At 44.0% G+C, this 11,934-nt stretch carries 9 protein-coding genes and 1 other RNA gene; 6 read left to right on the top strand and 4 right to left on the bottom strand.

What is annotated here, in order from left to right; genetic code table 11:
* Nucleotides 1–22 precede the first annotated feature (22 nt).
* Nucleotides 23–553: a cytochrome P460 family protein gene (locus ACFQZS_RS07320; protein ID WP_377098753.1), complete on the top strand. Its 531-nt coding sequence runs from the start codon at nt 23–25 to the stop codon at nt 551–553.
* A 54-nt stretch (nt 554–607) separates the two neighbouring features.
* Here ACFQZS_RS07320 and ACFQZS_RS07315 read toward each other — a convergent pair whose 3' ends face one another.
* The gene (locus ACFQZS_RS07315; RefSeq protein WP_377098751.1) at nt 608–1,183 is read right to left on the bottom strand and encodes a nitroreductase family protein; all 576 of its coding nucleotides are present in this window, start codon (nt 1,181–1,183) and stop codon (nt 608–610) included.
* A gap of 243 nt (nt 1,184–1,426) precedes the next feature.
* Complete coding sequence (locus tag ACFQZS_RS07310; RefSeq protein ID WP_377098749.1) at nt 1,427–3,859, bottom strand: alpha-ketoacid dehydrogenase subunit alpha/beta; 2,433 nt, start codon at nt 3,857–3,859, stop codon at nt 1,427–1,429.
* Nucleotides 3,860–3,992: 133 nt separating this feature from the next.
* Between ACFQZS_RS07310 and ACFQZS_RS07305 the strand changes: the two genes are divergently transcribed.
* The 4 genes from ACFQZS_RS07305 to ssrA all read left to right on the top strand — a co-directional run bounded on the left by ACFQZS_RS07305 (nt 3,993) and on the right by ssrA (nt 6,889).
* On the top strand, nt 3,993–4,403 hold the full coding sequence (locus ACFQZS_RS07305) for a DUF1573 domain-containing protein (protein ID WP_377098747.1): 411 nt from the start codon (nt 3,993–3,995) through the stop codon (nt 4,401–4,403).
* Between the two features lie 141 nt (nt 4,404–4,544).
* The gene (locus ACFQZS_RS07300) at nt 4,545–5,780 is read left to right on the top strand and encodes a pyridoxal phosphate-dependent aminotransferase (protein WP_377098745.1); all 1,236 of its coding nucleotides are present in this window, start codon (nt 4,545–4,547) and stop codon (nt 5,778–5,780) included.
* A gap of 41 nt (nt 5,781–5,821) precedes the next feature.
* A complete protein-coding gene (locus ACFQZS_RS07295) occupies nt 5,822–6,310 on the top strand; it encodes a DUF3347 domain-containing protein (protein WP_377098743.1) in 489 nt (162 codons plus the stop codon).
* A 211-nt stretch (nt 6,311–6,521) separates the two neighbouring features.
* Nucleotides 6,522–6,889: a transfer-messenger RNA gene (gene ssrA, locus ACFQZS_RS07290) on the top strand.
* 188 nt (nt 6,890–7,077) lie between these two features.
* On the opposite strand, the gene ACFQZS_RS07285 is transcribed toward ssrA, so the two are convergent.
* On the bottom strand, nt 7,078–9,030 hold the full coding sequence (locus tag ACFQZS_RS07285) for a c-type cytochrome (RefSeq protein ID WP_377098741.1): 1,953 nt from the start codon (nt 9,028–9,030) through the stop codon (nt 7,078–7,080).
* Nucleotides 9,031–9,041: 11 nt separating this feature from the next.
* Nucleotides 9,042–9,785 carry a hypothetical protein gene (locus ACFQZS_RS07280; RefSeq protein WP_377098739.1) on the bottom strand — a complete coding sequence of 248 codons (744 nt, stop codon included), beginning with the start codon at nt 9,783–9,785 and terminating at the stop codon, nt 9,042–9,044.
* A 176-nt stretch (nt 9,786–9,961) separates the two neighbouring features.
* On the opposite strand from ACFQZS_RS07280, the gene ACFQZS_RS07275 reads away from it, so the two are divergent.
* A complete protein-coding gene (locus tag ACFQZS_RS07275; RefSeq protein ID WP_377098737.1) occupies nt 9,962–11,908 on the top strand; it encodes a tetratricopeptide repeat-containing sensor histidine kinase in 1,947 nt (648 codons plus the stop codon).
* Nucleotides 11,909–11,934 lie beyond the last annotated feature (26 nt).

Raw genomic sequence — 11,934 nt, 5'->3', positions numbered from 1 at the left:
ACAACCATTAAATTATAGTACAATGAAACCAATTACATCAACATCAAAACTTAAAAGTATTTTTACAAGAAGAGCAGCATTGCTCTTTGGGTTTACCACAGTAGCATTTACAACCGTAGGGCTCAGTATGGATAATTTTCAGATCCCCTATCCAGAAGATTACCGGCATTGGACACATGTTAAGACCGCTATAACCGGATTTAATAAAACTACGCATGCACCGGCTGACGGTTACCAACACATTTACGCTAACAACAAAGCCCTTATAGGGTACAAAACCGGCGTATTCCCCGATGGATCGAGCATTGTATTTGATAAGCATGAAGTAGATACCATTGCCGACTATCTGCGCTCAGGAAAAAGAAAATTTATTGATGTTATGTATAAGGATGGTAAACGCTTTAAAGAAACAGGAGGCTGGGGGTTTGAGGAGTTTAAAGGTGATTCAAAAACAGACGGACGTATAACAGGAATGCATGCGCTAAACTGCTATAAAAGCTGCCATCAAAAACAGGATAAAACGGATGCCGTGTTCAGCAGTTTTAAAGATTAGGGTATTGGTGCCCTCGCATCGTTACGCGTTGTAGTATTTAGCAATGGAGGTATCTTACTTCCAAACCACCTTTTCGCTTAAAGGCACTCTGCGCACCCCCTTTGGATATTCATCAGCATAACCTAAATAAATAACCCCCATTATCTGATCTTCTTCTCTCAGGTTAAAATAGGAATGCATAGCAGGCTTGAGTATCATGCCGCCGGTACTCCAAAACGAAGCGATATGCAGCGCGGTAGCACCCAATAATACATTTTGGATGGCGGCTGCAACAGCTGCTACCTCCTCAGAAACAGGGATTTTGGGCAGGTTACCGCGTTGCATTATTGTAACTATAACATGCGATACTTTATCGCCTTGTGTGTAAAAGTTGTCATAACTGCCTTGTATAAACTCAGTGGCAGGCGTATTCGTTTTATATAATTCGGCATGCTGGTGGCAAAAATCTGATGAATTAGCGTACACCACAAATCGCCATGGCTCGGTAAGGCCGTGCGTTGGTGCCCAGTCGGCCAGCTCCAGTAAACTTTGCACCTGCTCATGGGCAATTTTACGGCCATTCATCATAAATGGCTTTACGCTACGGCGATCTTTAATTACGTTGGCTACGGTGTTGTATTGCTCGGTCATATAAAATATTCAGCTTTTGCCTGTTGCAGATAAGTTATTAAAAAGAAGATTTTATGGTCATTTTCAAAACACTGATAATGAATAATTTACACACAAATTACAGCTAAATCTCCAGACGAATACGTGTGTTGCAAACTGTTGTATGTTTAAACTTACAATAGTTATAAAAACCTGACAGTCAACTACATGCAAAAAATACTGTTGCAAGTGTTGCAAAGTGTTGCACATATCTATGCAACACCCCTAATATATCGGCGGAAATCTAACAGGGTCGCTATCGCTCATCATGCTGTAAACCACTTCTACCACATCATCAACTGATGGTTTGGTATAATAGTCGCCATCCGTTCCGTAAGGCGGGCGATGGTCTTTAGCGCAAAGCGTGCGTGGCGGGCAATCCAGCAAATAGTAACCTTTTTGCTCCTCAATAACCTTTTGCAGTATATAGGCTGATGCCGCCCCTGGAAGATCTTCGTCAACAACAAGCAGCTTATTGGTTTTGCTCAATGAACTTCCGCATAGGTTCTCGGTATCAAAAGGGTATAGCGTTTGCGGGTCAACAACCTCAACGTTAATACCTAACTCCTGCAGTTCGTCCGCGGCTTCCATTACCACACGCAAGGTTGATCCGTAAGACACGATGGTAATATCGTTGCCTTCGCGCATTAACTCCGCTTTGCCTAAGGGAACGGTAAAATCGCCCACATTGGCAGGTATTTTTTCTTTTAAGCGATACCCGTTAAGGCATTCAACCACAATTGCAGGCTCATCGCCACGCAAAAGGGTGTTATACATACCGGCAGCTTGTGTCATATCCCTCGGAACGCATACATGCAGCCCGCGCATAGTACTTAATATCATACCCATAGGCGAACCCGAGTGCCAGATACCCTCTAACCTGTGCCCGCGTGTACGGATAATAAGCGGAGCTTTTTGTCCGCCCGCCGTGCGGTAGCTCAGGCTGGCCAGATCATCGCTTATAACCGTAAGGCCATACAACAGGTAATCCATGTATTGTATTTCGGCAATGGGGCGTAAGCCGCGCATGGCCATACCCATACCCTGCCCTATTATTGAAGTTTCGCGTATCCCTGTATCAGATATGCGCAAATCGCCATACTTGGCCTGTAAACCTGCAAAACCCTGGTTAACATCACCTATCGCGCCCAGGTCCTCACCAAAAGCAACAATAGACTTATCCCGCTCAAAGTTGGCATCAAAGCAGGCGTTAAGTATTTCGCGTCCATCCAGCATACGGGCGTTCGGCTCGTAAACAGCAGGCACCGCTTCTATTTTTAACGGCGACTCCGGTGTGTCCGTGAATAGCTTAGTGTTAAATCTTTTATAATTTTTTGCGTTCTCATCTGCTAGCCAGTTAACTAAAGCGGTTCTGGGCCCGGTAGTTTCTTTCGCGGTTAAGCGCAAAGCTTTTCTGACAGCAGATATGGCCTCTTTCCTTCCGGGATCAACACATGCCCGCAAGGCTGCCGCAATTACATGTATATCATCGCCAAAGGCAGAGTGGTTAACTAAATTATCTAATAACCGCGCAGCCTGGTCTATATCCGTTTTTATTTCGTCGCCCAATGCGTTCCATGCTTCGCGTTGAAACGCGCGTACGGTCTTCTTTGCAATGGCTTCCAACTGCACTAATTCCTCTTCGGTTGCTATCGCGGCTTCCAGCATCCATTTGCGCATTTGCAGCAAACAATCGTGCTCCGCTTCCCACTCTAACCGCTCTTCAGATTTATACCGCTCATGCGATCCTGAAGTGGAATGCCCCTGCGGCTGGGTCATTTCAGTAACGTGGATCAATACGGGCACGTGTTCCTCACGGCATAGTTTTATAGCTATCTCGTAAGTCTCGCACAGGGCAACATAATCCCAACCACGCACTTTAAATATTTCGACTCCGTTGGTGCCGGTTTCCCGTTGGAACCCCTTTACCACTTCGGATATATCTTCTTTTACCGTTTGCAAACTTGCCGGAACAGATATAGCATACGCATCGTCCCAAATAGAGAGCGCCATTGGCACCTGTAATATGCCCGCAGCATTTAACACCTCAAAAAACAAACCTTCAGATGTAGCGCCATTGCCTATGGTGCCAAAAGCTACTTCATTGCCGTTAACCGAGAAATTAGTAAGATCAGCAAGTTCCTGGTTATCGCGGTATAGTTTAGAGGCATAAGCCAAACCTAGTAACCGTGGGATAGAGCCGCCGGTGGTTGAGATGTCAGACGCGCAGTTCATCGCCTCAACCTGGTTAACCCAACTGCCATCGGTATTAACAAAGCGTGTACCGTAATGGCAATTCATTTGGCGGCCGCCCGATGCAGGTTCCTTTTCAATATCAGGGTGAGCATATAATTGAGCAAAAAACTCCCTCATATTGGTCATCCCGGTAGCAAACATAAATGTCTGGTCACGATAGTAACCCGCACGCCAGTCGCCCTTGCGGAAAGCTTTAGCCATAGCCAGTTGGGCTATTTCTTTGCCATCGCCAAATATGCCAAACTTTGCCTTACCCGTTAGCACCTCGCGCCTGCCTAATAAGCTGGCCTGCCTGCTTTCGTAAGCTATACGGTAATCATTTATAACGATGGATCTAAAGTCGGCAAAGCTAAGCTCAGCAACATCAAATTTATCGTGATCTATAATTGCAGCTTCGGGCATAAATTGTTTTTTTGAATTGTAAAATTATAAAATTCTATGAGTATATCTAAACCTTCTATTTATTCTTAGCGTGCAAACATTAGTTTTGATTTTAGGTTAAACCTTTTATATTTGTAATAATCAAACATGTATTATGAAAAGATTAGTTTTAGTTTTCGCTGTAGTATTAGGCTTCGCTTTTAATGCAGCTGCCCAAGGCAGCGCCAAAGCTGAATTTAAATTTAATGAAGAAAAACACGATTTTGGTAAAATACCTCAGGGTAAACCTGTTACCACTCAGTTTTTGTTTACCAACGTTGGTGAGGAGCCGTTGATATTGACCAGCGTACAGCCTACCTGCGGTTGTACCATTGCTGACTACACTAAAACCCCTGTTAAAAAAGGCGACAAAGGTGCTATCACCATTACTTATAACGCGGCAGCTGCGGGTGGCTTCACTAAAGCCATTGTGGTAACATCAAACGCCACAACGCCACAAAAAAATCTTGTAATATCTGGCGAAGTTGTTGCGGCAGCAGCGGCGGCACCGGCAAGTACACGTTAAGAGTTTAAGTACCACACCCTTGATCTCTTAACCGGGAGATAGGGTCACAAAAAATATTTGAGAACGGCCCTGGTAACAGAGGCCGTTTTTTTGTTATGTATAAATCCGTTACAGTATTATCTTTTTATTAATTTTGCACTTATGCCAAATATATCCAAAAAGGGGCAGCGAATGCCTGCTTCCCCTATCCGTAAACTAACTCCCTTTGCTGATAAAGCTAAGCGCGACGGTAAAACGGTATATCACCTAAACATTGGTCAGCCAGACATTGAAACACCTGAAGGCATGATCAATGCCATAAAAAATATAGATTTTAAGGTTTGGGCCTACACCCCGTCTGAAGGTACATTATCCTACAGAAAACAACTGACCAAATACTACAACCGCAACGGATATAACATCACTCCGGAGGATATTATTGTAACCAGCGGTGGTTCTGAAGCTATATCCATCACCTTTATGACCTGCCTTGACGCGGGTGATGAAGTGCTGGTACCGGAGCCTTATTATGCCAATTACAATGGTTTTGCCAGCCAGAGCGATATTGTGGTAACGCCTATATTATCTTACATAAAAGACAGCTTCGCATTGCCTCCGATAGCTGAATTTGAAAAGCATATCACACCCAAAACCAAAGCGATTTTTATTTGCAGCCCTAATAACCCTACGGGTTATCTGTACTCGCGCGAGGAAATGGAGGCATTAAAGGCGCTGGTTTTAAAGTACGATCTGTACCTGTTTGCTGATGAGGCCTACCGCGAATTTGTTTATGGCGATCAGCCATTTGTATCGCCTATGCATTTGGAAGGTTTGGATGAAAATGTGGTTATTATTGACACTGTGAGCAAGCGTTACAGCGCTTGTGGCGCGCGTTTGGGTTGCATCATCACAAAAAATAAAAAATTCTGGCAAACGGCTATCAAATTTGCACAGGCAAGGCTGAGTCCGGGTATGGTAGAGCAGATTGCCGGTGAAGCCGCAATTGATACACCCGACGACTATTTTGCGCATGTAAAGGCAGAATATAACAGCAGGCGTAATACAATAGTTACCGCGTTAAACAAAATGGAAGGCGTTTACTGCCCTAATCCGGGTGGCGCGTTCTATGTTATGGCTCAACTGCCTATTGACAACTCTGATAAATTTTGCCAGTGGATGCTGGAAGAGTTTACCTATGAAAACCAAACGGTAATGATGGCACCCGCTACGGGCTTTTACAGCACACCGGGTTTAGGTTTAAATGAGGTTAGATTGGCTTATGTATTAAATAACACCGATCTGCAAAAAGCAATGACCTGCCTTGCGGAAGCGTTAAAGGTATATCCGGGCAGAGTGGTGTTGGAAAGCGGAAAACTTAAGGCCGAAAGCGTTTTGTAGTACTTGACTAAAAGCTGAAAGCATTTATAATATTTGATTTTATGAAACCAGGTAAATTATATTTTTTGCTGATGGCGTTTGTTGTGTTTGTAAGCACCGCCAAAGCGCAGGATAAATCTTTCAATGGTGTGTTGACTGCCTATTTCGCCGTAAAAAATGATCTGGCAGCTGATAACTTAGCAGCGACAAAAACACACACGGCAGAGCTAGCTACGGCTATAAAAGCAGTGCCTGCCGATAAAATACCTGCCGAACAACTGGCCACCTGGAAGAGAATTCAACTCAGCGCAACCCGTATTGGCGAGGCCAAAGATATTGATGGTCAGCGTGATTATTTCGCAATACTGTCTGACAATATAATAATTGCGGCCAAGGCGCTTAAGGCAAACGCCGCGCCGGTATATCAGCAATATTGCCCCATGAAAAAGGTGAACTGGCTAAGCGAAACCGCTGCCATTAAAAACCCTTTTTACGGCAAAACGATGCTGACCTGCGGGCAGGTTACTGAAACACTGGCTGCAGTAAAATAACCCCAACCGTCATGCTGAATTTATTTCAGCATCTCACCGGATAGGTAACCCGCATTTTAGCGCATGGGGTGCTGAAACAAGTTCAGCATGACATTCGTTTTCAAAATAAGCTGGTGCTTTTAGCTTTATTCTTTCAGCTTCAGCTCCAAAACCCTTATATTTGTAATCGCTTTAAGCAAACTGGCAACTCAAAACTGCCCACTTAAAAAATGGGGTCGACCGGAATTGACAGGATGGAGATAAGTAGGTAAGCATGCAGCGCGTTGTACGTAATAGCGCTCTAATCTGAACGTTCAAACTTACAAATGGCGAAAATAACTACGCCTTAGCTGCCTAATTTAGAATTAGCATAGCTTTTGTCCCGCCGGTTTTCCGTTTCATCGGGCCGGCATCAGGGGCATCGAAAGATGAAACTGGTTTGCCGGTGGTGCGGAAGGCAAATAAGAAACAGCACCTACGGAAGAAGGTATAGGTGAGTTACTGACCTTCCCCTTCCCTACAATTTAACAGAACTAAGCATGTAGAAAGCTTACCTTATACCATGTTTGGACGAGGGTTCGAATCCCTCCGGCTCCACCATTAAAACAAAAAGCCTTTAGCGTAAAGCTGAAGGCTTTCTGCTTTATACCATACGCTAAGCTGTCCCACATTAATATGTGTTTTTTAAATTTATGCGTTGTCCATCAATTTTAGCTGTAAATATTGTTTAAATAAAAAACGCCCATTAGAAAATATAATGGGCGTTTTATTAGATCAGTTAAGCTTAACTATTTCTTCAGCGATATTATCCACTGGGCAATTTTTGTTGCATCAGCAGCGCTTACCTGTGGCATTGGTGGCATTGGTGTTGAATAGTCGGGCCAGTGCTCAGGCTTCGGGTTTTTTATCAAAGCGATGATCTGCGCCACGGTATAATTCTTTTTAGCTACATCTGCATAAGCAGGCCCTACCAGTTTTTTATCAGCTGTATGGCATGCTAAACAAGTGTTTTTTGCTAATAGCGGCTGCACCTCTGCATAAGTAGGCGTCTTGCTAACAGCTACCGCTTTTTTAGCGGTGCTTGCTGGTGTAACAGCGGGTTTAGTAACACCATTGGCAACCACCAACGATGAGTTTTTACGACTTACACCCGCCACTGCTAGCTTTGGACCCGTAGGAATATTGTTCAACGTATAATAGGCGGTTGGGTGTACCAGGCTATAAAAATGCTCCTTCTCACGCACGCCATCAATAGTAATAGTGTGGATGTATGATTTGCGCATATTGTTAACTATTAAACGCGCTTTTAAACCATCATCAGACAGTTTAACGCCTACCACAGGGCAATTTTCTACCGCTACCGGTGGGCTGCCATATACGCCATGATATTTATATGTAAATCCTTCAATTTTATAGGAAGCAAGATCCTCGGCTGATTTTCTGTCTACAGGTTGCGTAAATTCAATTTCAAATCCATCAGCTTTCGCACGTATCGCTTTCATTTCAAAAGGCGTGTTGTTGTTCCATTCCAAACGTTGCAGGCCCATGGTAGCTTCACCAGCTGATCCCCAGCCACGATTACTCTCGCCAACCGCCAATGAACCATCCTGCAACCAGGCTAACCTGATAACACCAGACTGAAAACCGCTTCTGAATGCTATGGCGGCGCCCTGGTATTCTCCGTTAACTTTCTCTAAAAACACACGGCTCAGCATACTTTGGCCTTGATCCCCCACTAGCAATTGCCCTTCAAACGGCCCGAAAGACCCTTTAGGGATCTTTACAATTTCTGTATTGGAGATACCCAAAATAGCGTGCGGCAACCAAACGGCAGGCATTTGCAGCTCCGGGAAGGTTTTCTTTTCATCAAACTTGGTTTTGTAAACCTCGTTCACAATATTTTCAGGCTTAAATGGTTTCCCCTTGGCATCCCTTTCAACACGTGGGTTGTTAATGGCGTAAAACTGCTCCTGAGTAAGTTTTAGCGGCGAGTTAAGTTGGTTTGTCCAAACCAGGCTGGCTGGGTGACCCATAAAGCCACCTTTAGGTACCCGCATTAAGCTGCCTGACCCTACCCAATCGCCCTGGTTATCGGTATACCATAATTCGCCATCAATCATACTAATTCCGCATGGCGAGCGCATACCTGCGGCCCATGGGGTTACTTTACCGTCTTTGGTAATGTTCAAGGTCCATCCCCTCCATGGTGCCATACTTTGCGGGTGCCACCACTCATCGGGGAAACCCAAATTGAGTGTTACAAAAAAAGTTCCGTCGGGTGCCAGTTTAGGGCCAAAGCTGTACTCGTGGTAGTTGCCGGTTATAGGCCACGCATATACGGTTTCAAACAGGTCGCCTTTGCCGTCTTTATTGGTATCTGTAATTTTGGTTAACTCACCACGCTGCGCAACGTATAGTGATCCGTCTACATACTGGGCACCCAATACTTCATGCAAACCCGAGGCAAATTTTGTAAAAACAGGGTTTTGCGATTGCGGATTCTGGATCATAAAAATATCGCCACGACGTGTTGTAGCCGCCAGCGTGCCGTTAGGCAACGTGCATAAGCCACCAATTTCTAAGATACTACCGGCAGGCGCGGTAACGTTCTTTATTTTAAAGTAATCGTCTTCTTTAGGAGATTCTGCCTGTGCAAAAGCATTATTGTTTGCCGCTAACAAACAGGTAGCCGCCAATACAGGTAATAGCGCGTTGTATGTTTTAGATAATATATTTTTCATTGACGGTGATCTCAAAAAATGATAGAATAGGTTAGTTGGTTTTGGAAAGGTATAAGCAATTCCTGCCCGTCGGCATTTATGCGAATTGTGGGTTTTGCAGCAGCATTATCCAAACGGATCTGGTACGCTTTATCATCCACGGAATATAATACATCGCTTAATTTAATTATTTGCTTACCGGCTGCCAGGCGCGCGAACATGCCTGCAGGTGCACCCTTAGCGCTTATCTGGCGCTGTATCCCTTCGCCGTTAGCCATTACTTTACTGGCATCGCTAACTTGCGCACCGTTTAACTGGTACATAAAAGTTGGCAGGCCGGCATCGTCCAGTTTATAGCCCTTGGGTTTGTAGCCCGTGCCAGCGGTATCAGCAATCCATGGAGCCTGATCTGAAGCCAACTTAGCTAACGTTAGGGCTGGCTTGCCAAAGTAAGTTGCCTTACCCCGTACGCGCGATGAACCATCGCCACGCTCAATCCACATACTTGATGCATTCAGGAAATCGCCGCGCCACACCACTACTATGGCTCCTTTATCCAGATCATAGGTATAGTGCACGGTAGTAGGGCTACCCACATTTATGCTATGTGTTACCCGGCCACCAACGGGCAGGTCAATAAAACTACGCACCAGCATATTCTCGGTAGCATCGATATATACCGGATCAGGGCGTTTTCTTTGTGTTTGCGCAACACTTGCGGAAGCAGACGCGATAACAAGCATTATCGACAAAAAGGCAATTAATGGTTTATTCATTTCATTAAAGATGTGACACGTTGCGGTGTTATATAACTGGTTGGACTGATTACAAATATATTAGTATTTTTCAGTAGATGGCAAACCCACTACTACAAATGAAGTATTTTAACACAACCTGTTAGATAACAATATAATATACAATATATTTATACGGCTATTATACCCCTTAATTAATGAAGACCCTGTTTTTTGTACTTTTTATTTTCCCTTTAACCTTAGTGGCAGACCACAAGCCAAGTTTTACAGATAGCTTGGCCAATGTGCTTAAAAAAGGCGGCTTGGACGCTAATAAACGGATTGAGATCCTGAATACGCTGGCGGGCAGGGTTGCCAGAAACGATAACAACCGGGCTAAAGCATTGTCGCTGCAAGCGCTTGCCGAAGCAAAAAAAGCAAAGTTTGTTAAAGGTGAAGCCTGGGCAGGCTTGAATCTGTCTAACATAACCATGTCTTTAGGCGATCTTGATTCGTCGGCTATATTTATCAATAACGCCTTGCTGGTAAAAGGGCTTGACAAGGACCCCGCGCTGATGGGGTCGTGCCTTGTTATGCGGGGCAGTATTTACAGAAGAAAACAACAATTAGAACTGGCTATCAAAGACTTTTTAAAGTCTATTATATACTTTGAAAAAGCTGATTATGAGGCAGGTATGGCCGATAGTTACACCAGCATAGCTCTTTTATATGTGGGTAAAAAAGACTACGATCCGGCTATCACTTATCATACTAAAGCGCTAAAAATAAGGCGGGAATTAGGTATGGCTCTGGAGGAATCTATGACACTGGGCAACATCGGCATAGTAAAAACGCGTCAGAAACGGTATGCAGAAGCTTTAAAATATCATCAGCTATCGCTAAAAGCCATAGAAAATTTAAACGATTCATCGCGCGTGGCCTATATTTATAATGATCTGGGCGCAACTTATCTGGCGGCCAAACAGCCTTCGCTGGCCATTTCTTATCTGCAAAAATCTATTAAGATGCGGACGGAGCTGGACGAAACGGTTGAACTGGCCTACACCCTAAATTATTTAGGCGAGGCTTTTGAGCAGGCCGGACAGACAGCAAAAGCCATCTATTACATAAAAGAGGCTAACCGCTTGGCCATAAACCTAAAAAACACTAAACAAATTGCGGAATCATACGAGAGCATATCACAGTTTTACTCACGCAATAAGCAGATAGACTCGGCCTATGCCTACAGCATAAAATTTATCAATTTTAAAGATTCGGTTGAAGCGACAGATAACTTGAAGGCTATGGACCAACTGATGGTGAAGTATGAAACTGAAAAGAAAGAGCACCAGATAGAGTCGCTAAATCAGCAGGCCACTATTGATAAGTTGGCTATAAACAAGCAGCGAATGGCTATTTTGGTGATTGCATCTTTGTTTATATTGAGTGGAATTTTCGCTTTTTTGCTGTACAATCGCAACAAACTTAAACAGAAGGCACGCTTACAGGAGCAATTACTGATACAGCAGGACCAACTTACTAAAGCTGTTATAGAAGCCGAGGAGCACGAACGAAAACGCATTGGAAGCGACTTGCACGATGGCATAGGACAGCTATTTTCAACAGTAAAATTAAATTTGAACGGCTTGTTTGGGCGCATAAAGATAGACCAGGAGGCTGACCAGTTTTTAATTGAAAAAACGCTTGCCCTGGTTGATGAGAGCTGTAAGGAAATACGACATATTTCGCACCAGATGATGCCGAATATGCTTTTAAAATCGGGCATAGCATCTGATGTAAAAAGCTTTATTGAGAAGATAGATTCAGAAGCGCTAAAGGTAACTTTTGAAGCCGTTGGGTTTAAAAACAAACTGGAAGATAACGTTGAAATTGTATTGTACCGCGTGATACAGGAATCTGTTAACAACGTTATTAAACATGCCAAAGCCACTGAGTTAGATATCAAACTGGTACGATCAGCAAACGAGATAGTAGCTACCGTGAAAGACAATGGTATTGGGTTTGATGTTACTACTAAAGACGAAGTAGCCGGCATAGGCTTAAAAAATATCGCTACGCGCATTGAGTACTTAAAAGGAACCGTTACCTATGTTTCTGCGCCCGGCCAGGGCACTGCAGTTAACATTACTGTACCTGTGCGATAAAATTTGCGTTGCGTTACCGGTAATTT

The sequence above is a fragment of the Mucilaginibacter calamicampi genome, from assembly GCF_042676765.1.
GTDB lineage: Bacteria > Bacteroidota > Bacteroidia > Sphingobacteriales > Sphingobacteriaceae > Mucilaginibacter > Mucilaginibacter calamicampi.
The sequence above is the reverse complement of the archived record's forward strand: the minus strand, read 5'-3'. Positions and strand labels throughout refer to the sequence as shown.